17 protein-coding genes are annotated in these 22,005 nt (G+C 71.3%); 16 read left to right on the top strand and 1 reads right to left on the bottom strand.

The features are described 5' to 3' along the window. The first annotated feature begins 52 nt into the window (after positions 1-52). The 3 genes from JN22_RS10195 to JN22_RS10185 all read left to right on the top strand — a co-directional run bounded on the left by JN22_RS10195 (position 53) and on the right by JN22_RS10185 (position 3,548). Positions 53-697: a 3'-5' exonuclease gene (locus JN22_RS10195; RefSeq protein WP_085553831.1), complete on the top strand. Its 645-nt coding sequence runs from the start codon at positions 53-55 to the stop codon at positions 695-697. 111 nt (positions 698-808) lie between these two features. Beyond that, entirely contained in the window at positions 809-1,789 is a 981-nt protein-coding gene (locus JN22_RS10190; protein ID WP_085553830.1) for an ABC transporter substrate-binding protein, read from the top strand. 31 nt (positions 1,790-1,820) lie between these two features. Continuing rightward, entirely contained in the window at positions 1,821-3,548 is a 1,728-nt protein-coding gene (locus JN22_RS10185; RefSeq protein ID WP_085553829.1) for an ABC transporter permease, read from the top strand. A gap of 10 nt (positions 3,549-3,558) precedes the next feature. Here the strand turns inward: JN22_RS10185 and JN22_RS10180 are convergent, their stop codons facing one another. Then, positions 3,559-3,993 (bottom strand): Lrp/AsnC family transcriptional regulator, encoded by a 435-nt coding sequence (locus tag JN22_RS10180; protein ID WP_085554624.1) that lies wholly within the window; start codon positions 3,991-3,993, stop codon positions 3,559-3,561. Between the two features lie 141 nt (positions 3,994-4,134). On the opposite strand from JN22_RS10180, the gene rocF reads away from it, so the two are divergent. The 13 genes from rocF to JN22_RS10115 all read left to right on the top strand — a co-directional run bounded on the left by rocF (position 4,135) and on the right by JN22_RS10115 (position 21,999). Continuing rightward, complete coding sequence (rocF, locus tag JN22_RS10175) at positions 4,135-5,079, top strand: arginase (protein ID WP_085553828.1); 945 nt, start codon at positions 4,135-4,137, stop codon at positions 5,077-5,079. Between the two features lie 2 nt (positions 5,080-5,081). Beyond that, positions 5,082-6,140, top strand: a complete 1,059-nt coding sequence (locus tag JN22_RS10170; protein WP_085553827.1) for an ornithine cyclodeaminase — start codon at positions 5,082-5,084, stop codon at positions 6,138-6,140. Between the two features lie 205 nt (positions 6,141-6,345). After that, positions 6,346-9,339: an ABC transporter transmembrane domain-containing protein gene (locus JN22_RS10165; RefSeq protein WP_223677657.1), complete on the top strand. Its 2,994-nt coding sequence runs from the start codon at positions 6,346-6,348 to the stop codon at positions 9,337-9,339. Positions 9,340-9,370: 31 nt separating this feature from the next. Continuing rightward, the gene (locus JN22_RS10160; protein WP_085553825.1) at positions 9,371-11,152 is read left to right on the top strand and encodes an ABC transporter ATP-binding protein; all 1,782 of its coding nucleotides are present in this window, start codon (positions 9,371-9,373) and stop codon (positions 11,150-11,152) included. Further along, positions 11,149-13,083 carry an ABC transporter substrate-binding protein gene (locus JN22_RS10155; protein ID WP_085553824.1) on the top strand — a complete coding sequence of 645 codons (1,935 nt, stop codon included), beginning with the start codon at positions 11,149-11,151 and terminating at the stop codon, positions 13,081-13,083. The genes JN22_RS10160 and JN22_RS10155 overlap by 4 nt, the downstream gene beginning before the upstream one ends. 235 nt (positions 13,084-13,318) lie before the next feature. Then, complete coding sequence (locus tag JN22_RS10150; protein WP_085553823.1) at positions 13,319-14,344, top strand: ABC transporter permease; 1,026 nt, start codon at positions 13,319-13,321, stop codon at positions 14,342-14,344. Then, the gene (locus tag JN22_RS10145) at positions 14,341-15,513 is read left to right on the top strand and encodes an ABC transporter permease (protein ID WP_085553822.1); all 1,173 of its coding nucleotides are present in this window, start codon (positions 14,341-14,343) and stop codon (positions 15,511-15,513) included. The genes JN22_RS10150 and JN22_RS10145 overlap by 4 nt, the downstream gene beginning before the upstream one ends. A gap of 260 nt (positions 15,514-15,773) precedes the next feature. Further along, positions 15,774-17,018 (top strand): glycosyltransferase family protein, encoded by a 1,245-nt coding sequence (locus tag JN22_RS10140; RefSeq protein ID WP_085553821.1) that lies wholly within the window; start codon positions 15,774-15,776, stop codon positions 17,016-17,018. A 10-nt stretch (positions 17,019-17,028) separates the two neighbouring features. Then, a complete protein-coding gene (locus tag JN22_RS10135; RefSeq protein WP_085553820.1) occupies positions 17,029-18,315 on the top strand; it encodes a glycosyltransferase in 1,287 nt (428 codons plus the stop codon). A gap of 9 nt (positions 18,316-18,324) precedes the next feature. Further along, entirely contained in the window at positions 18,325-19,434 is a 1,110-nt protein-coding gene (locus JN22_RS10130) for a glycosyltransferase family 4 protein (protein ID WP_085553819.1), read from the top strand. Then, positions 19,431-20,042, top strand: a complete 612-nt coding sequence (locus JN22_RS10125; RefSeq protein ID WP_085553818.1) for a histidine phosphatase family protein — start codon at positions 19,431-19,433, stop codon at positions 20,040-20,042. The genes JN22_RS10130 and JN22_RS10125 overlap by 4 nt, the downstream gene beginning before the upstream one ends. Then, on the top strand, positions 20,033-21,208 hold the full coding sequence (locus JN22_RS10120) for a glycosyltransferase family protein (RefSeq protein ID WP_223677656.1): 1,176 nt from the start codon (positions 20,033-20,035) through the stop codon (positions 21,206-21,208). The genes JN22_RS10125 and JN22_RS10120 overlap by 10 nt, the downstream gene beginning before the upstream one ends. Then, positions 21,205-21,999, top strand: a complete 795-nt coding sequence (locus JN22_RS10115; protein WP_085553817.1) for a polysaccharide deacetylase family protein — start codon at positions 21,205-21,207, stop codon at positions 21,997-21,999. Before JN22_RS10120 ends, JN22_RS10115 begins: the two co-directional genes overlap by 4 nt. Positions 22,000-22,005 lie beyond the last annotated feature (6 nt).

Genomic DNA, 22,005 nt, shown 5'->3' with positions numbered 1-22,005 from the left:
GGCGCCGGAGCGGCCTACCAGTGGAGCGAAACAGGCGGGGACCCCGAAAGCCATGACCACGCAACCCTGGGACGGCAGCGACCGGCTGGTCGCCATCGACATCGAAACCACCGGCCGGCGGATGCCGAAGCTGGAAGACATCCGCAAGGCCCCCAAGGGGCTGCGCCAGCCCGGCCTGGTCATCGAGATCGGCTGCATCGAGCTGCTGCGAGACGGCAAGGGGGAGAATGGAGGCTGGACCAAGGGCCGGACCTGGGAAACCCGCGTCAACCCCGACGCGCCGATCCACCCCGACGCCATCAAGGTCCACAACATCCGCCCCAACGACCTGAAGACCGCCCCGCGCTTCCCGCAGGTGGTCGAGGAGATGATGGCGTTCCTCGGCGACGATCCGCTGATCGCCCACGCCTACGAGAACGAGATGGACTTCCTGAACTACGAGTTCGCCCGCATGGGCAGGGTGCCGTGGGGAACGGAGGTGTTCGGCAGCTCGCGTTTCCTGTGCACCAAGGAGATGTCGCACGAGCATTTCCCCGGCGCCTCGGGGTCGCTGGACGCGCTGTGCGACCGGCTGTGGCTCGACCGCAGCGACCGCTTCGCCCACCACGGGGCGCTGCTCGACGCCGACCTGACCGCCGACGCCTTCCTGAAGATGGCCTACGGCGACCTCGGTCCGCGCGACGCAAGCTTCGGATAGTAAGGATCCGCGGGCCGGGCCGTCACGCCGTTGTCATGGACAAGGCGTAGACACGGGACGGCGCCGCGTGTTCCGCGCGGGCCCAAGACGATGCGCATGGAGATTGCAGACATGAAGGCCACCCTCGCCACCCTTGCCTCGGCGGCAGTGCTGTTGTTCGGGCTGTCGGCGCAGGCCGCCTCCGGCAAGCTGGTGCTCTACACCTCGCAGTTGGAGGCCGACGCCAAGCAGACGGTCGAGGCGTTCAAGGCGCGGAATCCCGGCGTCGAGGTCGATTGGGTCCGCAGCGGCACCACCGAGCTGATGAACAAGCTGCGCGCCGAGATCGCCGCCGGCGCCCCCCAGGCCGACCTGCTGCTGATCGCCGACGCCGTCACCATGGAATCCCTGAAGGCCGAGAAGCGCCTGCTGGCCTACAAGGACGCGCCGGTCCAGGGCTACCGCCCCGGCACCCACGACGCCGACGGCACCTGGTTCGCGACCAAGCTGATCACCACGGGCATCGTCTACAACACCGCCGCCCCGATGAAGCCGGCTTCCTGGACCGACCTGACCAAGCCGGAGGCCAAGGGCACCACGGTGATGCCCAGCCCGCTCTATTCCGGTGCCGCCGCCATCCACATGGCGGCGGTCAAGGAACAGCCGGCGCTCGGCATGGCCTATTACGAGGCTCTGGCCCGCAACGGCGTCACCGCCGCCAAGGGCAACGGCGGCATCCTGAAGGCGGTGGCCGGCGGCGAGAAGCTGTACGGCGTGATCGTCGATTACCTGCCGATCCGCGAGCAGGCGAAGGGCGCCCCCGTCGCCTTCGTCTTCCCCAAGGAGGGCGTCAGCGCGGTGAGCGAGCCGGTCGCCATCCTCAACACCACCAGGAACCCGGACGCCGCCAAGGCCTTCGTCTCCTTCCTGCTCGGCCGCGAGGGGCAGGAGCTGGCGTCGCGCCAGGGCTTCCTGCCGGCGCTGCCCGGCGTGCGCGCGCCGGACGGCTTCCCCGACCCGGCGACCGTCACCCTGATGCCCTACGACCCGGCCAAGGCCCTGAAGGACGACGACGCCAACAAGAAGGCCTTCGCCGACCTGTTCGGCGGCTGAAGCGGGGTGTGTTGGGCATGAAGGGTTCGGCATGACGAGCGCGGCGCTGTCCGGCCGGCGGGGGACGGAAACGCCCCGCCGCTTCGGCCTTCCCGGCGGGTCCTGGCTGTCGGTCCTGGTCTGCGCGGTCGTACTGCTGCCGATCCTGCGCCTGCTCTGGGAAGTCGCCGGGCCGGCGCTGGGCGGCGACGTGACGGCGCTCGCCCGCGTGCTGGATTCACCGATGACGTGGCGGGCGACCGGCAACAGCGTCGCCATCGCGCTGGGCGCCACCCTGGTCGCAGGCCTGCTCGGCGGCCCCTTCGCCCTGCTGGCCGGAACCACCGACCTGCGCGGCAAGACGGCGCTCGCCTTCTGCCTGATCCTGCCGCTGATGATCCCGCCGCAGATCATCGCCATGTCCTGGATCCACCTGACCGGCCCCGGCAGCCCGCTGCTGAAGCCGCTCGGGCTGGCGCCGCCCACCGGCACGCCCAACCCGGTGCATTCCTCGGCCGGACTGATCCTGGTGATGGGGATCGAGCATGCGCCGCTGGTCTTCCTCGCCTTCCGCGCGGCGTTGCGCGGCGTGCCGCGCGATCTGGTCGAGGCGGCACGGGCGACCGGCGCCGGGTCGTGGCGGGCACTGGCCGGGGTCGCGCTGCCGCTCGGCGTCCCCGGCTTCGCCGCCGGGCTGGCGCTGGCCTTCGTGGCCGCGCTCGGCAATTTCGGCGTGCCGGCGCTGCTGGCCATCCCGGCCGGCATCCCGACCCTGCCGACGCTGATCTACCGCCGGATGTCCGGCTTCGGCCCGTCGGCGCTGCCGGAGGTCGCGGTGCTGGCCCTGCTGATCGGCGCCATCGCCTGCCTCGGCATCGCCGTCCAGATGGTCTGCCAGCGCCGCCTGCACGCCCGCGTCGCCGGACGGATCGGCACGACGGCGGTGCTGCCACTCGGCCGCTGGCGGCTGCCGGTCGAGGTCGCCTGCTGGGTGGTGGTGGCGCTGGTGCTCGCCGCCCCGCTGGCCGCCCTGCTCTCAGCCAGCCTGATCCGCGTCTACGGCCTGCCGCTCGGCCCCGGCACGGCGACGCTGGCCCATTACGCCACCGTGCTCGGCCTCGATCAGGTCGGGCGGGCCTTCCGCAATTCGCTGCTGCTGTCCGGAGCGGCGGCGCTGCTGCTGGCGCTGGTCGCGGTCCCGCTGGCCCACGCCATGACCGGGCCGGGCCGTGCCGGACGCATCGCGCGGGCCGTCGGCGTGCTGGTCGAACTGCCGCACGCGGTACCCGGCGTCGTGCTCGCCATCGGCTGCATCCTGGTCTTCCTCAAGCCGCTGCCGCTGCTGGGGATCGGCCTTTACGGCACGCTGGGCATCATCCTGGCCGCCTACCTCGCCCGCTTCCTGTCGCTGGCGCTGCGCCCGGCCCAGGCCGCCTGCGCGGCGCTCGCCCCGACACTGGAGGAGGCGGCGCGTTCCTGCGGCGCCGGCCCGCTGCGCCGCCTGCTGACCATCGTCACCCCGCTGGTGGCGCCCGCCGTGGCGGCCGGCGGCGTGCTGGTGTTCCTGACCACCTTCAACGAGCTGACCGTCTCCATCCTGCTGTGGTCGCAGGGGACAGAGACGCTGGGCGTCGTCCTCTACGCGCTGGAGGAGGGCGGCAGCCCGACGCTGGGTGCGGCGCTGAGCATCCTCACCATCGTCCTGATCGTCGCCGTCATGCTGGCGGTCGGCGCGCTGGGCCGCCGCCTGCCGCCGGGCGTCATCCCCTGGCGGGACTGACCGCTTCGGCTTACCGCCCAACCGTCGATTTGCGGGCCGACAGCAGGATGTTCGTCTCGGTCGAGGCGATGCCAGGGATCTGGCGCATCCGGCGCAGCATGTCGTCGAAGCCCTCCAGCGTCTCCGTCTCGATCTCGGCGACGATGTCCCAGCGACCGTTGGTGGTGTAGAGCGTCCGCACCTCCGGAAAGCCGTTCAGCCGCGCGATGACCGCCTCCGCCGCGCGGCCCTCCACCTCGATCATGGTGATCGCGCGCAGCATCCGGCCCTGCGTGTCCGAACGGACCACCACGGTGAAGCCGACGATCACATGGTCGGCGACCAGCCGGTCGATGCGCGCGCGCACCGTCGCCCGCGCCAATCCCAGCTCCTCGGCGAGGCTGGCCACCGAGCGGCGCGAATCCGCGCGCAGCAACCCGAGCAGGCGGTGATCGAGATCGTCCATGCCGAAATGGTAAGTCAAGCTTGCCAAACTGTCAAAACGACCACGCGTTTCTAACGGTCTGCCGGCTTTTTACCGCCTCCTCCGTCCCCGATACTGTTGGCAGACCAAGCACAGGCGCAGCCACGGGAACAGGGAACGAGCATGACGGCGGCACGGCAACACCCACCCATCCACATCGTCGGCGTTCCGGTGGACGTCGGCGCCGGCCAGAAGGGCGCCTCCATGGGACCGGCGGCGCTGCGCATCGTCGGGCTGGTGGAGACGCTGGAGGGGCTGGGCCTGACGGTCCGCGACCTCGGCGACGTCGCGCCGGCCGACGGTGACCTCACCGCCAGCGACCGCCGCGCCCGCATCGCCGGCTGGTGCCACGCGCTGGCCGAGCGCTCCTACGGGGTGATGCGCGAGGGCGCCTTCCCGGTTTTCCTCGGCGGCGACCACAGCCTGTCGATCGGTTCGGTGTCCGGAATCGCCCGCCATTGCGCCGAGAACGGACGCCCGCTGTTCGTGCTGTGGCTCGACGCGCACGGCGACTTCAACACCCCCGCCACCTCGCCGTCCGGCAACCTCCACGGCATGCCGGCCGCCTTCCTGTGCGGCGAGGAGGGCTTCGACGGCATCGTCCCTCCCGCCTATCGCGCGCCGGTCGATCCCTCCCATGTCCATCTCTTCGGCATCCGCTCGCTCGACCCCGGCGAGCGCGCGCTGCTGCGGGCGCGCGGGGTGGAGGTCGCCGACATGCGTCTGATCGACGAGTACGGCGTCGCCGTGCTGCTGCGCCGGATCATCGAGCGGGTGCGGGCGGCGGGCGGCCATCTGCATGTCAGCCTCGACATCGACTTCCTCGACCCCTCCTTCGCACCGGCCGTCGGCACCGCCGTGCCGGGCGGGGCCACCTACCGCGAGGCGCACCTGATCATGGAGATGCTGCACGATTCCGGCATCGTCGGCTCGCTCGACATCGTCGAGCTGAACCCGATCCTCGACGAGCGGGGCCGCAGCGCCCAGGCGCTGGTCGATCTGGCGGCGAGCCTGCTCGGCCGCCGCATCCTCGACACCCCGGCATACACCCCGGCGCGGAGCCTCTGACCATGATCCCCAATCTGAACATCGTCCCCTTCGTCAGCGTCGACCATATGATGAAGCTGGTGCTGACCGTCGGCGTCGAGCGCTTCCTGTCCGAGCTGGCCGGCTATGTCGAGGAGGATTTCCGCCGCTGGGAGGCGTTCGACAAGACGCCGCGCGTCGCCTCGCACAGCCCCGAGGGTGTGATCGAGCTGATGCCGACCAGCGACGGCCGCAACTACGGCTTCAAATACGTCAACGGCCACCCGAAAAACACGCGCGAGGGCCGGCAGACCGTCACCGCCTTCGGCGTGCTGGCCGACGTCGCCACCGGCTATCCGGTGCTGATGTCGGAGATGACGATCCTCACCGCGCTGCGCACCGCCGCAACCTCCGCCGTTGCGGCGAAGCATCTGGCGCGGCCGGAGTCGCGCCGCATGGCGATCATCGGCAACGGCGCCCAGTCGGAGTTCCAGGCGCTGGCCTTCAAGGCGCTGCTCGGCGTCACCGAGCTGCGGCTCCACGACATCGACCCGGACGCCACGGAGAAATGCGCCCGCAACCTCGGCGGGCTCGGCTTCGCCATCACCGCCTGCCGCTCCGCGCAGGAGGCGGTGGAGGGCGCCGACATCATCACCACGGTGACCGCCGACAAGCAGTACGCGACCATCCTGACCGACAACATGGTCGGGACCGGGGTGCACATCAACGCGGTCGGCGGCGACTGCCCCGGCAAGACCGAGCTGCACCGTGACATCCTGCTGCGCTCCGACATCTTCGTCGAATACACGCCGCAGACCCGCGTCGAGGGCGAGATCCAGCAGCTCGCCGCCGACCATCCGGTGACCGAGCTGTGGCGGGTGATGACCGGCGCCGCCCCCGGCCGGCGCGACGCCCGCCAGATCACCCTGTTCGACAGCGTCGGCTTCGCCACCGAGGATTTCTCGGCCCTGCGCTACGTCCGCGACCGGCTGGCCGGCACCCGGCTGTACCAGGAGCTGGACATGCTGGCCGACCCCGACGAGCCGCGCGACCTCTTCGGCATGCTGCTGCGCGCCGTCCCCCTCGGCGCAGTCCCCGTGTAAGGGGGGCGAAGGTTCGGGCTCTCCCGCTTACGACATGCCTCTTTCTCCGTCAGCCCCACGCCCAACTTGACGCCCCCAAAGGCGGGTGGAAAGATCGCTGCCGGCCCGACCCGCCGGGCCATGGGTGAGAAGGGCCTTGATGGAAAAGAATATTTTTCATTACATCTGGAAACACAGCGCAAGACAGCAAATCTTCATCGCCTTTTTGACGATCGCGTCCTTCCCGGTCCTCTACGCCTCGCTCGAACTGCCGAAGATCATCATCAACCGGGCCATCTCGGAGCCGGAGGAGCATCGCTCCATCCTCGGCTTCGCGCTGGAGCCGGTGCCCTACCTGCTGGTGCTGTGCGTCGCCTTCCTGCTGCTGGTTCTGGCCAACGGCGCCTTCAAGATGCGGATCAACACGCTGAAGGGCGTGGTCGGCGAACGGCAGGTGCGGCGTCTGCGCTTCACCCTGCTCGACCGCATGCTGCGCTTTCCGCTGCCGCACTTCTCCAAGGTCAGCCAGGGCGAGCTGATCTCCACCGTGACGGCGGAGACCGAGCCGCTGGCCGGCTTCATCGGCGACGCCTTCGCCCAGCCGCTCTACCAGGGCGGCACGATGCTGACCATCCTGCTGTTCCTGTTCATCCAGGAGCCGCTGATCGGTCTGGTCTCGGTGGCGCTTATTCCATTGCAGGCCTACATTATTCCCAAGCTTCAGATCAAGGTGAAGCTGCTGGGCAAGGAGCGCATCCGCAAGGTCCGCCAGATCTCCGAGCGCATCGGCGAGAGCGTCGACAACATCCGCGAGATCCGCACCAACGGCACCATCCGCTATGTCGAGGCCGATTTCGCCAAGTACCTCGGGCAGATTTTCGACATCCGTTTCGAGATCTACCAGAGAAAATACTTCATCAAATTCCTGAACAATTTCATCAACCAGATCACTCCGTTCTTCTTCTTCTCGATCGGCGGCTATTTCGTGCTCAAGGGCGACCTGTCGATCGGCTCGCTGGTGGCGGCGCTGTCGGCCTTCAAGGATCTGACGGCCCCGTGGAAGGAGCTGCTCGACTATTACCAGAACGCCTACGACGCGCAGATCAAGTTCGAGCAGATCTCCGACCAGTTCTCGCCGCCCTTCCTGTTCGAGTGGCCGGCCCCCGCCCCCGGCCTGCCGACCGGCCTCCAGGCGCCCTACCGCATGGATTCGGTGAGCTGGACCAACGAGTATGGCGACCGGGTGCTGCACCGGCTGTCGCTCGACATCCCGCCGGGCGCCTTCGTCGGCATTGCCGGCGCCAACGCCCTGGCCCTGCGCCGGCTGGCCGAGATGATGGTCCGCCTGTCGCCGCCGACCTCCGGCCGCATCCTGATCGGCGAGCATCCGCTCGACACGCTGCCGCTCGACCTGCTGGGGCGGCGCATGGCCTACGCCGGCCCCGAACCGCACATGTTCACCGGCAGCATCATGCAGAACATGACCTACGGCCTGCGCCACCGCCCGCCGGAGGAGGATCCGGCGACCATGACGCCCGAACGCCGCCGCCAGATCCGCGAGGCCAAGGCGTCGGGCAACCCACACGAGAGCATGGAGGACATCTGGACCGACTTCGCCCAGGTCGGCGTCACCGACTGGAAGAGCCTGCGCCCCTGGCTGGTGCAGTGTCTGGAGGCGACGGGCGGCGAAGAGCAGATCTACCGCCGGGGCCTGCGCGAGGTCTTCGACCCCGACGACTACCCCTTCATCGCCGAGCCGCTGCTGCGCGCCCGCCACCGGCTGCGCGACACGCTGGCCGAGCGCGGCATGGACGGCGTGCTCGAACGCTTCGAGCCCGACCGCTTCAACCCCCACGCCAGCCTGGCGGAGAACATGCTGTTCGGCCTGCCGGACGGCAAGGGCCTGACCATCGCCCGCCTCGTCTGCCACGCCAGCCTGCGGGCGCTGATGGAGGAGCACGGGCTGTGGGAACCGGCGGTCCGCATCGGCCGCCGTTTCTCGATGCGGGTCGTCTCGGTCTATCAGGACAGCCCCGACGGCGAGGTCCTGATGATGCGCTACCCGCACCTCGACGACGCGCTGTTCGAGGAGCTGGTGGAGAGCGTCAACCGGCTGCGGCGGCGCGCCGACCGGCTGGAGCGCCGCCAGTCCGAAAGCGACAAGCTGCTGTTCGCCACCATGTTCCTGATGATCGTCCCGACCCGCGACGGCGGCGATCTGGTGCCGCAGCCGCAGCAGGACGCGATCATGGCGATCCGCCGCCGTCTGCTCGGCGACCCGCCGGAGGACCTGCGCGAGGCGATCCTCGTCTTCGACCAGAACCTCTATCACGGCCGCCTGAACGTGCTGGACAACCTGCTGTTCGGCCGCATCACCACCGAGGATCCCCAGGTCATCGCCGAACTGCGCGCCCTGGTCGACCAGACGCTGCTGGAGACCGACGCGCGCGGCTACGTGCTGGTGCTGGTGGCGCTGGACGAGGTCGGGATCGGCGGCTCCCTGCTGCCGGTCGGCGTGCGCCAGCGCATCCAGCTCGTGCGCGGGCTGCTGAAGAAGCCGGACATCTTCGTCATCCATCAGGCCATGAACAGCTACGACCCGGCGGAGCGGTTGGAGATTTTCCGCCGCATGAAGGCCGCGCTGCCGACCATGACGATGATCGTGCTGGAGGACCGCATCGCCGACGACGCGGCCTTCGACCGCGTCTATGATCTGGAGGACGGGCGTCTGGTTCCGCGCGGCCAGGACACCGACCAGGACGAGGACGAGGGCGCCCCGGCCGGCGACCGCGGCACCGACGAGGCGGCGCTGCGCCTGATGTCGCGCTCGCCTTTGTTCGCCGACCTGCCCGAAACCATTCTGCGCCGGCTGCTCGGCTCCTCGGAATGGCGGATGGTGAAGGCCGGCGACTTCATCTACCGCAGCGGCGACACCCCCGAGTTCGTCTTCGTCATCGCCGAGGGCGAGGCCGAGCTGGTCCGGCTCCAGCCGGGGCGCGAGCCGCTGCACATTGCCTATATCAAGCCGCCGGAGGTGTTCGGCGACATGGAACTGCTGGCGGGAACCCGGCGTTTCTCGACCATCCGCGCGCGCACCGACCTGCGGCTGCTGCGGCTGGACGGCACGACCCTGTTGCGTATCCTGCCGTCCGTGCCAAGCTTGCCGATGCGGGTCATCCAGCAGATCGGCCGGCGCCTGACCAGCGAGGCGCCACCATGACCCTCTTCCGGCGGGCAGCGAGGACGGTGCGATGCTGAGGGTGGAGAATCTGTCGATCCGGTTCCGCCGTTCGGCCTCTCCCCGCCCGGCGGTGAGCGGCGTGAGCTTCTCGGTCGGGGCCGGGCAGAGCGTGGCTCTGGTCGGCGAATCCGGCTCCGGCAAGACGCTGACCTGCCGCAGCATCCTGGGCATCCTGCCGCGCGGGGCCGAGGTCTGCGGCGGCTCCGTCCGCTTCGGCTGCAAGAAGGCGGGCGAGGTCGACCTGCTGACGCTGTCGCGGTCTGGCCTGCGCGCCATCCGCGGCAGCCAGATCTCCATGATCTTCCAGGAACCGATGAGCGCGCTCTCGCCGCTGCACACCATCGGCGCCCAGACGGCGGAGGTGCTGCGCCTGCACGGCAACGCCTCCCGCTCCCAGGCCCGCGCCGAGTGCTTGGCGATGTTCGAGCGGGTCGGCTTTCCCGATCCGGAGCGCGCCTACCGCTCCTACCCGTTCCAGCTCTCCGGCGGGCTGCGCCAGCGGGCGATGATCGCCATGGCGATGGTCGCCCGGCCGCGCCTGCTGATCGCCGACGAACCGACTACGGCGCTCGACGTCACGCTCCAGGCCCAGGTGCTGGCACTGATCAAGACGCTTCAGGCGGAAACCGGCATGGCGGTGCTGATGGTCACCCACGATCTCGGCGTGGTCGCCAACATGGCCGACGCCGTGGTGGTGCTGCGCGCCGGGCGGGTGATGGAGTCGGGGGCCTGCGCCGATGTGCTGGGCCGGCCGCTGCACGGATACACCCGCAAGCTGATGGCGGCGGCCCCGATGATCCCCGACTATCCAGAGGTCGCCCCGGAGGCGGCCGTGTCGCCGACCGACGCCGCCACCGCCCCCGTCGACGCCATCCTGGAGTTCCACGGCGTCGCCAAGACCTTCGAGCGCGGAGCCAGCCGGGTGAAGGCGCTGGCCGGAATCGACCTCCGGGTCCGGCGCGGCGAGACGCTGGCCATCGTCGGCGAATCCGGCTCGGGCAAGACGACGCTGGCGCGGCTCGCCATGCTGGCCGACCGGCCCGACCCCGGCGGCCGCATCCTGTTCCGCCCGGCGACCGGCGCGGAGGCGGTCGATCTGTCGGCGCAGCCGCCGTCCGCCCTGCTCGACTACCGTCGCCGCGCCCAGATGGTGTTCCAGGATCCCTACGCCTCGCTCAGCCCGCGCATGACGGTCGGCTCGATCATCGGCGAGCCGCTGACCATCCACGGCGTCTGCGACGCCGGCGAGCGGCACCGGCGGGTGCGGGCGCTGATGGCGCGGGTCGGGCTCGACCCCGCATGGGCGACCCGCTACCCGCACGCCTTCTCCGGCGGCCAGCGCCAGCGCATCGGCATCGCCCGCGCGCTGGCGCTCGACCCGATGCTGCTGATCTGCGACGAGCCGACCTCGGCGCTCGACGTCTCGGTGCAGGCGCAGGTCCTGGACCTGCTGGAGTCGATCAAGGAACGGCTCGGCCTCAGCCTGATGTTCATCTCCCACGATCTGGCGGTGGTCGCCCGGCTGGCCGACCGCGTCGTCGTCATGCGCGCCGGACAGGTGGTGGAGCAGGCGCCGCCGGCCGTCCTGTTCTCCGCCCCGGTCCACCCCTACACCCAGGCGCTGATCGCTGCCTCGCCGGAGCCGGACGTGAACCGCCCCATCGACATCCGCAAGGTGGCGCTCGGCGCCGGCGCGCCCGACCTGTGGCCGGCCGCCTTCCGCCCCGCGCCGGACGGACCGCCCCCGCTGGTCGAGGTCGCCCCCGGCCATTTCGTGCGGCGGGCGGCATGAGCCCGGCGCTCCGCATCCTGCTGGCGGCCCTGCTGCTGCTGCCGGCGCTGGCCCGGGCGTGTCCGGCCCAGACCAATCCCGATTTCGTCCCGCGCGAGACCCCGCCGCTGGGCGACATCGCCACCTACGGCCTGCTGCCCCCGGTGTCCGAGCGGATGCCCGAGGAGCCGCTGATCGTCGACCTGCCGGCCAAGGGGCGCGAGTACGGCCAGCGCGGCGGCTGGATCCGCAGCTTCATCACCCAGCGGCGCAACAGCCGCATCGCCGCGCTCTACGGCTACGCCCGTCTCGTCGGCTACAACGAGAAGCGCGAGCTGGTCCCCGACATCCTGAAGGCGGTGACGGTCGGGGAGGGACGCGACTTCACCCTGACGCTGCGGCGCGGCCACCGCTGGTCGGACGGCGCCCCCTTCACCAGCGACGACATCCGCTACTGGTGGGAGGACATCGTCAACAACCCGATGCTGTCGCCGTCGGGACCGCCACGCTTCATGCTGGTCGACGGCAAGCCGCCGGAGGTCGCGTTTCCCGACCCGGTGACCGTCCGCTTCCGCTGGGCCTCGCCCAACCCGCATTTCCTCCCCAACCTCGCCGCCGCCCGGCCGCCCTTCATCTACCGGCCGGCCCATTACCTGAAGCAGTTCCACGCCCGCTACACCGACGAGACGACGCTGGCCTCGCAGATCGCCAAGGCCAAGGTGCGCAACTGGGCGGCGCTGCACAACGCGCGCGACGACATGTTCCGCATGGAGAATGCCGACGAGCCGACGCTCCAGCCCTGGATGGCGGTGGCGCGCGGCAGCGGCTCCCACCTGCTGTTCCAGCGCAACCCCTACTACCACCGCTTCGACGCCAACGGCGTGCAGTTGCCCTACGCCGACGGGCTCGACGTGACGGTGATGTCTGGCGGCCTGATCCCCGCCCAGGTCGCCACCGGCCACGCCGACCTCCAGGCCGAGGCGCTGACCTTCTCGCAGGTGCCCGTCCTGGTGTCGGGCGAGGCATCGGGAAACTACCGGACCCGGTTGTGGCCTTCGGGGACCGCAGCCGACATCGCGCTCTACCCCAACCTGAACTACAACGACCCGGTGTGGCGCGGGCTGCTGCGCGACGTCCGCTTCCGCCGTGCCCTGTCGCTCGCCATCGACCGCCGCATCGTCAACCGCTCGCTCTATTTCGGGCTGGCGCGCGAGGGCGGCGTCGGCGTGCTGCCCTTCAGCTCCCTCTACAAGCCGGAGCGCCACGGGCTGTGGGCCGAGTACGACCCCAAGGCCGCCGCCGCCCTGCTCGACGAGATCGGCCTGCCGAAGAAGCGCGGCGAGGCCTACCGCAGCCTGCCGGACGGCCGCCCGCTGGAGGTGATCGTCGAGACCACCGGCGAGAAGCCGGAGGTCGCCGACACGCTCCAGATCATCGCCGAGACCTGGCGCGACGTCGGGGTGCGGCTGCTGGTGCGCACCGCCGACCGCGACGTGCTGCGCAACCGGGTCTACGCCGGCCAAGTGATGATGGCGGTGTGGTCGGGCTGGGACAACGGCGTGCCGGAGCCCGACAGCAACCCGGAGGAGCTGGCGCCGATGACCCAGGAGAATTTCTCCTGGCCGAAATGGGGGCAGTATTACCAGACCTCCGGCGCCGCCGGGGAGCCGATCGGCATGCCGGTCGCCGAGACCCTGATGCGGCTCGCCCACGACTGGGCACACGTCGCCACCACCGAGGAGCGGCGACCGCTGTGGGAGCGGATGCTGGACATCCACGCCGAGAACGTCCTGGTCATCGGCATCGTCGGCGAGGCGCCGCAGCCGGTGGTCGCCAGCAACCGCCTGCGCAACGTTCCGGAGCGCGGGCTGTGGCTGTGGGATCCCGGCGCCTTCCTCGGCATCTACCGCCCCGACGAGTTCTTCTTCGCCGATCCCCCGCCGAGGAGCTGAGGACATGCGCTGCCCGATCGCGCTTTCCGCACCGACCATCTTCCTCGCTCTCCCGCTCCTGCCTCCCTCTTCTCCCCGGTGGGGTGAGGGGGAGGCACGGCGTAACTTCGTGGGACGGGGCGGCGCTTTCCGTTTTCCCGGACTCCTCGCCAGGCTCCCCCCTCACCCCGACCCTCTCCCCGGGGGGGAGAGGGAGCTTGTGGGCTTCCTGGCAATCCGGAGGACCTGACCCGCCATGCTGCGCTTCATCCTCCGGCGTCTGCTGATCATGATCCCGACGCTGGTCGTCGTGTCGATGCTGATCTTCGTCGTCATCAACCTGCCGCCCGGCGATTTCCTGTCCAACCAGATCGCCGAGCTGCGCGCGACGGGCCAGGAGGCCGGGCTGGCCAAGGCCGAGTTCCTGCGCCACGAATACGCGCTCGACCGCCCGCTGGCCGAACAGTATCTGATCTGGATCGGCGTCTGGCCGGGGCCGAGCGGCTTCAACGGGCTGCTCCAGGGCGACCTCGGCTGGTCCTTCGAGTTCGGCAAGCCGGTCGCCGAGGTGGTCGGCGAGACGCTGTGGTTCACCGTCATCCTCAACTTCGCGGCGGTGCTGTTCGTCTATCTGGTCTCCTTCCCGCTCGGCGCGCTGGCCGCCATCCGCGCCAACAGCTGGGTCGACTACCTCGCCGCCGCCGTCGGCTACATCGGGCTGGCGACGCCCAACTTCCTGCTGGCGCTGATCCTGCTCTATTACGGCCAGAAATGGCTGGGGCTGCCGATCGGCGGGCTGGTCGACCCGCGCTACGAGAACGAGCCGATGAGCCTCGCCAAGCTTGGCTCGATCCTGCATCACCTGATCATCCCGACCATCGTCATCGGCCTGTCGGGCACCGCCGCGATGGTGCGGCGGCTGCGCGCCAACCTGCTCGACGAGCTGGGCAAGCCCTACGTCGTCACCGCCAAGGCCAAGGGCGTGCCGCCGGTGCGCCGGCTGACCCGCTACCCGCTGCGCATGGCGCTGAATCCCTTCGTCTCCGATATCGGCTCCCTTCTGCCGTCGATGGTGTCGGGGTCGGTGCTGATCTCGGTGGTCTTGAGCCTGCCGACCATCGGACCGGCGCTGCTGGAGGCGTTGCGCGCCCAGGACCAGTTCCTCGCCGGATTCATCCTGCTGTTCATCTCGCTGCTGGTGCTGGTCGGCATGCTGATCTCCGACATCCTGCTGGCGCTGCTCGACCCGCGCATCCGCCTGACCAAGAGGTCGCGCCCATGAGCGAGACCCGGCCGAAGCCGCAAGCCTGGCCCCATTACGTCGATCCGGAACCCTGGTCGCCCGACGACGACGCCCCGCACGCCTCGCGGCTCGATCCGGGAGCGTCGGCGGCGCGGTTGATGCTGAAGCGCTTCCTGCGCCACCGGTTGGCGGTGCTGGCGGCCCTGTTCCTCGGCTTCTCCTACCTCAGCCTGCCCTTCGTCAACTTCCTGGTGCCGCACGGCGCCAACGAACGCGACGTCGAGCATCTCTACGCCCCGCCGCAAGCCATCCACCTGTTCCACGAGGGGCAATTCATCGGCCCCTTCGTCTACCCGACGACCGGCCGTGCCGACCTGCGCGAGTACCGCTGGCGCTACGAATCCGACACCACGCGCCCGCTGCCGCTGCGCTTCCTCTGCCCCGGCGAGCCCTACCGCTTCCTCGGGCTGGTCGAGGCGCGGCTGCGGCTGGTCTGCCCGCCGCCGGGCGGCAGCCTGCACCTGCTGGGCACCGACCGGCTGGGCCGCGACGTGCTGTCCCGGCTCGCCATCGGGGCACAGCTCTCGCTGACCGTCGGGCTGCTCGGCATCGCCGTGTCCTTCACCATCGGCGTCACGCTGGGCGGGCTGGCCGGCTATCTCGGCGGCTGGGTCGACGCCGGGGTGCAGCGCCTGTCGGAGATCCTGAAGTCCCTGCCGGAGCTGCCGCTGTGGCTGGCCCTGTCGGCCGCCGTCCCGGCGCACTGGAGCCCGGTGACGGTGTTCCTCTGCATCTCGGTGATCCTCGGGCTGCTCGACTGGCCGAGTCTGGCGCGCGCCGTGCGGTCGCGTTTCCTGGCGCTGCGCGAGGAGGATTTCGTCATGGCGGCGGAGCTGATGGGCGCCTCGCCCGCGCGAATCATACGCCGCCACCTGCTGCCCAACTTCGCCAGCCATCTGCTGGCCAGCGCCACCCTGTCAATTCCGGCGATGATCCTCGGCGAGACGGCGTTGTCCTTCCTCGGGCTCGGCCTGCGTCCGCCGGCGACGAGCTGGGGGGTGATGCTGAACGACGCGCAGAATTTGATGGCGGTGGAAACCTACCCCTGGATCTCGGCGCCGATGATTCCGGTGATCCTGGTGGTGCTTTCTTTCAATTTCCTTGGCGACGGGCTGCGCGACGCCCTCGACCCCTACCACGACCAGTGAGGGAGAAAACCGTTGGCAAACCGGCGACCCGTTCCGATATTGCAACGCAACGCTGGGACATCGCAGCCGGCCGCACATTGCGCTTGAAGCCGGACGAAAAGCGTGTGAGGGCTTTTGCCACGGGGCAGCCCGACACCGAAGGCGACAGGACCAACCGACGCTTGACACCACGAGACCCAAGGCTGGCGCCACGGCTTCAACACACCGACTCGCAACGGTTTTCCCGCTTCCAACGCGCAGCTGATGCGGAGTTCCCAAGCATGTCCCTGCCCCAGGCCGCACCGCGTTCGGACCACGGCGACCGGACGGCGCCGCGCATCCTGCTCTACAGCCACGACACCTTCGGGCTGGGCCATCTGCGCCGCTCGCGCACCATTGCCCAAGCCCTGGTCTCGGCCTTTCCCGACGCCTCGGCCCTGATCCTCACCGGCTCGCCGGTGGCCGGGCGCTTCGATTTCCCCGAGCGGGTCGACCATGTCCGCCTGCCCGGCGTGGTCAAGCTCCAGGACGGCAGCTACACCGCGCAGAATCTCGGCCTGCCGATCGAGGAGATGACGGCGATGCGGGCGGAGATCATCCGCGCCGCCGCGCAGTCCTTCCGCCCGACCCTGGCGGTGGTCGACAAGGAACCGACCGGCCTGCATGGCGAGTTCGTCCCCGCCCTGGAGATGATGCGGACCAGCGGCCGGACGCGGGTGGTGCTGGGGCTGCGCGACGTGCTGGACTCGCCCGACGCCCTCCAGCCGGAATGGGAGCGCAAGGAGGCGCTGACCGCCATCCGCCGCTATTACGACGAGGTCTGGATCTACGGCCTGCGCGAGGTCTACCAGCCGCTGGCCGGGCTCGACCTGCCGGCCGACGTCGAGGCGCGGCTGCGCTACACCGGCTATCTGCGGCGCGGAACGCCGCCGGAGGCTCCGGCAGACGCCTCCCCCTTCGTGCTGGTGACGCCCGGCGGCGGCGGCGACGGCGGCGCGCTGATCGACTGGACGCTGTCCGCCTACGAGCACGACCCGTCGCTGGCCCCGCGCGCGCTGATCGTCTACGGCCCCTTCCTCGACGGGGCGATGCGCAAGGGCTTCGCCAAGCGCATCCGCCGCCTGAAGGGCCGGGTCGAGGCGATGGATTTCCACTCCCGCATGGAGGATCTCTACGCCGGCGCCATCGGGGTGGTTGCGATGGGCGGCTACAACACCTTTTGCGAGATCCTGTCCTTCGACAAGCCGTCGGTCATCGCCCCGCGCACCCGGCCGCGCATGGAGCAGCACATCCGCGCCGCCGCCGCCGAGGCGCTGGGCTTGACGCGGATGCTCGATTGCGAGCGCGACGGCACCGGCCCCCAGGTGATGGCCGACGCGATCCGCGCGCTGGCCAGCCAGCCGCCGCCCTCGGCCAACCCGCTGCCCAGCCTGCTGAGCGGTCTGGAAAGCGTGGTGGCGCTGGCCCGCGACGCCATGGCCGACCTCATGGAACCGGCCCCCTTGTGGGCGGCGCGGTCGGCGTGAGGGATTCGGCATGAGGGATTGCGTCGCCCCGCCGTTGCGGCTGGCGGTGGTGGTGAAGGGTTATCCCCGCCTGTCGGAGACCTTCGTCGCCCAGGAGCTGCTGGCCCTTCAGGAACGCGGCGTGGAGCTGTCGATCTGGTCGCTGCGCCACCCGACCGACAAGCGGCGCCACGCGCTGCACGAGCGCATCACGGCACCTGTGCATTACCTGCCGGAATACCTGCACCAGGAGCCGTTGCGCGTGCTGCGCGCCCTGCCGCGTCTGCCGCGCGCCGGGCTGTGGGCGGCGGCGCGGCTGTGGTGGCGCGACCTGCGGCGGGATCCCACCGCCAACCGCGGGCGCCGCTTCGGACAGGCACTGGTCCTGGCGGCGGAACTGCCGGCCCACGCGCCCTTCCTCTACGTCCATTTCCTGCACACGCCGGCCTCGGTCGCCCGCTACGCGGCGGCGATCCGCGGCGTCGGCTGGGGCTTCTCGGCCCACGCCAAGGACATCTGGACCACGCCGGACTGGGAGAAGCGCGAGAAGCTGGCCGAGGCGCGTTTCGGCGTGACCTGCACCGCCAGCGGCGCCGCGCATCTGCGGGCGCTCGCCGCCGAGGCGGAACGGATCGAGCTGGTCTATCACGGGCTCGATCTCGGCCGCTTCCCGGCTCCGCCCGACCGCGCGGCCGGCCCCGGCGCCGAGCGCGACGGCTCCAGCCCGGAACGGGCCGTGGAGATCCTGTCGGTCGGCCGCCTCGTCGAAAAGAAGGGCTACGACCGCCTGCTCGACGCGCTGGCACGCCTGCCCGACAGGCTGCACTGGCGGCTGGTCCACATCGGCGGCGGGCCGCTGGGTGACGGCTTGCGCGCCCAGGCCGGGCGGCTCGGCCTCGCCGGCCGCATCGAGTGGCGCGGCGCCCAGGACCAAGCCACGGTGATCGAGGCGCTGCGCCGCGCCGACCTGTTCACGCTGACCAGCGTCATCGCCGGCGACGGCGACCGCGACGGGCTGCCCAACGTGCTGATGGAGGCGGCCAGCCAGAAGTTGGCGATCCTCTCCACCGCCGTCGCCGCCATCCCGGAGTTCATCGCCGACGGCGAGCATGGAATCCTCGCCGAGCCGAACGCCGAGGCCATCGCCGCCGGCCTGTCCCGCCTGCTGCCCGATCCGGCGCTCCGCCTGCGCCTCGGCGAGGCGGCCCACGCGCGGCTGCGCGCCGAGTTCGGCATGACCGCCGGCATCGACCGGCTGCTGGACCGGCTGGCCCGATCGGCGCGCGAGGAGGCGGCGCGCGAAGACGCCCGTCCGTAGGAGCCCGCCATGCGGATCGCCTTCCACGCCCCGCTGAAGCCGCCCGACCATCCGGTCCCCTCCGGAGACCGCCAGATGGCCCGGCTGCTGCTGCGCGCGCTGGCCGAAGGCGGCCACGCCGTGGAGGTCGCCAGCGCCTTGCGCAGCCGCGATGGCGCGGGCGACACGGCGGTCCAGCGCCGCCTGCTCACCGAAGCCGGGGCGGAACAGGCGCGACTGCTGCGTCTCTACACCGCCGAACCGGAGCGGCGGCCTGACCTGTGGTTCAGCTACCACGTCTATTACAAGGCACCCGACCTGATCGGGCCGGCGGTGGCCGGCGCGCTCGGCATCCCCTACGTGGTCGCCGAGGCGTCGCGCGCCCGCAAGCGCCTGGACGGCCCCTGGGCAGCCTTCGCGGCGGCGGCGGAATCGGCGATCGACGCGGCGGCGCTGGTGCTCTGCCTCAGCGACCGCGACCGGCAGGCCGTCGAGGCGCACCGCCCGCCGGGCCAGCGCGTCGCCACGCTGGCGCCCTTCCTCGACCCGCCGCCCGCCCCGCCCACCCGGAACGGTCCGGCGGACGGCATCCCCCGCCTGCTGACCGTCGCCATGATGCGGCCGGGCGACAAGCTGGCCACCTACCGCCTGTTGGCCGAGGCGCTTGGACGGCTGGCGGACCGCCCCTGGACGCTGGATGTGATCGGCGACGGTCCGGCGGCGGACGCCGTCGCGGCGCTGCTCGCCCCCTTCGGCGAGCGCGTGCGCCGGCATGGCGCCTTGCCGCCCGAGACGCTGGCCCCCTGGTATGGACAAGCCGACCTGTTCCTGTGGCCCGGCCTGAACGAGGCGTTCGGCATGGTCTATCTGGAGTCCCAGGCCCATGGGCTCCCTGTGGTCGCGGTCGACAACGCCGGAACCGGGACCGTCGTCCGCGACGGCGTCGGCGGCCGCCTGACCGGCCTGTCGGCGGCGCATCAAACGGCGACGGACTACGCGGCGGCGGTGGCGTCCCTGCTCGACGATCCGCCCCGACTGGCCGCCCTGCGCGAAGGCGCCCGCCGCCATGTCGAGCAGTGCCACAGCCTGACGGCGGCGGCGCGGCGCCTCAACATCCTGCTGGAGGAGACCCGGCGATGACCGAACCGAAACGGCTGGCCTTCCTGCGCCACGGCGTCACGGGTTGGAACCGCGACGGCCGCATCCAGGGCCACACCGACATCCCGCTCGACGCCGAGGGGCGCGCGCATCTCGGCCGGCTGGTCCTGCCGGCGGGCTGGGGGGAGGCGACGCTGCACGCCAGCCCGCTGGGCCGCGCGCGCGAAACCGCCGAGCTGCTGGGGCGCGGCCGGCCCGTGCGCACCGACCCGCGCCTGATGGAAATGAACTGGGGTGATTGGGAGGGATGCCGGGGCGCCGAGCTGCGCGCCGACCCGGCTTCGGGCTACCGCGACCTGGAGCATTGGGGCTGGGACTTCCGCCCGCCCGGCGGCGAGAGCCCGGCGGAGTTGCGCGACCGCCTGCAAGGCTGGCTCGCCGACGTGACGCGGGGCAGCGGGCCCGATCACCTCGCGGTGGTGCATGTCGGGGTGATCCGGGTGGTGGTGGCGCTCGGCTGGGGATGGAACTTCCTCGGGCCGCCACCGCTCGACATCAAGCGCGACCGGCTCTACGCGGTGACGCTGGCGGCCGATGGGTCCATCCGGGCAGCCTGCGGGCCGGAAGGAATCCGCCTGTCATGCGCATGACCCCCGGACGCGTGACCATCGCCGTCACCCATCTGCTCGGCAGCGGCCATCTCAGCCGCGCGCTGGCCCTGGCCGACGCCTTCGCCCGCGCGGGCTGGACCGCCGACGTCATCAGCGGCGGGCGCCCGGCCCCGCACCTGTCCCCCGGCCGCGCGACCCTGCACCAGCTGCCGCCGCTGGCGAGCGCCGGGACCGACTTCCGCACCCTGCTGGCCGCCGACGGCCGGGTCGCCGGCCCCGACGATCTCGCCGAACGCCGCCGGATGCTGACCGGCCTTCTCGACGGTCTGCGCCCCGATGTCCTGATCACCGAATTGTTCCCCTTCGGGCGCCGGGCGCTGGCCGCCGAGTTCGAGTCCCTGCTGGAGCGGGCGCGCGCCGCCGCCGTGCCGCCGCTGGTCCTCGCCTCCATCCGCGACATCCTGGCCCCACCCTCGCGGCCGGAGCGGCTGCACGAGACCGGAGAGCGGCTGGCCCGCTTCTACGACGGCGTGCTGGTCCATTCCGACCCGCGACTCATCCCGCTGGAGGCCAGCTGGCCGATCACCCCGGCGATGCGCGGCCTGCTCCACTACACCGGCTTCGTCGCGCCACCGCCGCCCGACGAGGCGGAGGGCCCGGAGGGGCGCGGCGAGATCCTGGTCACCGCCGGCGGCGGGCCGGTCGGCCGCGTCCTGTTCGAAGCCGCCGCCCGCTGCGCCGCCTCCGGCGCCCTGCCGCAGCGCTGGCGGCTGCTCGCACCGGAGACCGAGGCGGCGGACCTCGCCGGTCACCTGCGCGCCATCGCCGGACCGGAGCGGCTGACGGTCGAACCCCTGCGCCCCGATTTCCGCAGCCTGCTGGGCCGCGCCGCCGCCTCGGTCGGGCGCTGCGGCTACAACACCGCGCTGGATTGCCTCGCGCTGGGAGTGCCGAGCGTCTTCTGCCCCTTCGAGGACGGCCACGAGACCGAACAGGCGACGCGCGCGGCGCTCCTCGCCCGTCGCCCCGGCGTCGCCACGCTGCGCGAGGCCGACCTCACGCCGGACACTCTGGCGGCGGCGCTGGCCGGCGTGATCGGCGTCGCCGTGCCCCGGCTCGACCCGGCGGCGCTGGCCGGCGCCGCGCGCAGCGTGGAGATCGCCACCGCCCTTCGGAAGGATTTGCGGAAGGAACGGACCCGATGACCGGATGGCGGGCGCTCGACGCCGAACTGGCGCGGTGGGCGGAGGCCGGCTGGCGCTGTCCGCTCTGGCTGCGCGACGACGACGCGGTGGCCGCCAGCCCGGAACTGGAACGGCTGCTGGCGCTGTGCGCGTCGGCTGGCATCCCGCTCGGCCTCGCCGCCATCCCCGCCGACGCGACGCCCTCGCTGGCCGAACCGCTGTCCGCGCACCGCGATGTGGCGATCCTCGTGCATGGCTGGGCGCACAGCAACCACGCCGCCCCAGGCGAGAAGAAGGCCGAGTTCGGTGCCGGCCGCCCGGCCGAGGCACGGCGGGCCGACGCGGCGCGCGGCCTCGACCGCCTGCGCGGGCTGTTCGGCGACCGGGTCCTGCCGCTGTTCGTGCCGCCCTGGAACCGGCTGGGCAGGGACATGCCGGCTCTGCTGGTCGAGGCCGGCTATGGCGCCGTGTCGGGTTTCGGCCCTCGTCCAGCCGTCGAGGCACCGCCGGGTCTACGCTGGCTGAACACCCACATCGACCTGATCGACTGGCATGGCGGGCGCTCGGCGGTGGACAGCGAGGCGCTGCTCGGCCGTCTGTGCCGCGCCCTGGCCGAACGCCGCGAAGCCCCCGCCGACGATCCGCCGGGGGCCGAACCCATCGGGCTGCTGACGCATCACCGCGTCCATGACGCGGCGATCTGGCGGCTGCTGGAGGCTCTGCTCGACCGCCTCGCCGGCCACCCCGCCGCGGCATGGCCGGCGCCGGGGAGCCTGATCGGCCTTGCCCCGGCAACCGGCCACGCTCCTTAACGGACG

It is taken from the genome of Azospirillum agricola (genome assembly GCF_020005195.1).
Taxonomy (GTDB): Bacteria; Pseudomonadota; Alphaproteobacteria; order Azospirillales; family Azospirillaceae; genus Azospirillum; species Azospirillum agricola.
The sequence above is the reverse complement of the archived record's forward strand: the minus strand, read 5'-3'. Positions and strand labels throughout refer to the sequence as shown.

Bases quoted from the DNA above. Each gene is read 5' to 3' on its own strand.
- JN22_RS10160 (WP_085553825.1), top strand. From the start codon at position 9,371: ATGCTGAGGGTGGAGAATCTGTCGATCCGGTTCCGCCGTTCGGCCTCT.
- JN22_RS10115 (WP_085553817.1), top strand. From the start codon at position 21,205: ATGACCGGATGGCGGGCGCTCGACGCCGAACTGGCGCGGTGGGCGGAG.
- JN22_RS10150 (WP_085553823.1), top strand. From the start codon at position 13,319: ATGCTGCGCTTCATCCTCCGGCGTCTGCTGATCATGATCCCGACGCTG.
- JN22_RS10190 (WP_085553830.1), top strand. From the start codon at position 809: ATGAAGGCCACCCTCGCCACCCTTGCCTCGGCGGCAGTGCTGTTGTTC.
- JN22_RS10195 (WP_085553831.1), top strand. From the start codon at position 53: ATGACCACGCAACCCTGGGACGGCAGCGACCGGCTGGTCGCCATCGAC.
- JN22_RS10185 (WP_085553829.1), top strand. From the start codon at position 1,821: ATGACGAGCGCGGCGCTGTCCGGCCGGCGGGGGACGGAAACGCCCCGC.
- JN22_RS10180 (WP_085554624.1), bottom strand. From the start codon at position 3,993: ATGGACGATCTCGATCACCGCCTGCTCGGGTTGCTGCGCGCGGATTCG.
- JN22_RS10125 (WP_085553818.1), top strand. From the start codon at position 19,431: ATGACCGAACCGAAACGGCTGGCCTTCCTGCGCCACGGCGTCACGGGT.
- JN22_RS10155 (WP_085553824.1), top strand. From the start codon at position 11,149: ATGAGCCCGGCGCTCCGCATCCTGCTGGCGGCCCTGCTGCTGCTGCCG.
- JN22_RS10120 (WP_223677656.1), top strand. From the start codon at position 20,033: ATGCGCATGACCCCCGGACGCGTGACCATCGCCGTCACCCATCTGCTC.
- rocF (WP_085553828.1), top strand. From the start codon at position 4,135: ATGACGGCGGCACGGCAACACCCACCCATCCACATCGTCGGCGTTCCG.
- JN22_RS10140 (WP_085553821.1), top strand. From the start codon at position 15,774: ATGTCCCTGCCCCAGGCCGCACCGCGTTCGGACCACGGCGACCGGACG.
- JN22_RS10130 (WP_085553819.1), top strand. From the start codon at position 18,325: ATGCGGATCGCCTTCCACGCCCCGCTGAAGCCGCCCGACCATCCGGTC.
- JN22_RS10145 (WP_085553822.1), top strand. From the start codon at position 14,341: ATGAGCGAGACCCGGCCGAAGCCGCAAGCCTGGCCCCATTACGTCGAT.
- JN22_RS10135 (WP_085553820.1), top strand. From the start codon at position 17,029: ATGAGGGATTGCGTCGCCCCGCCGTTGCGGCTGGCGGTGGTGGTGAAG.
- JN22_RS10170 (WP_085553827.1), top strand. From the start codon at position 5,082: ATGATCCCCAATCTGAACATCGTCCCCTTCGTCAGCGTCGACCATATG.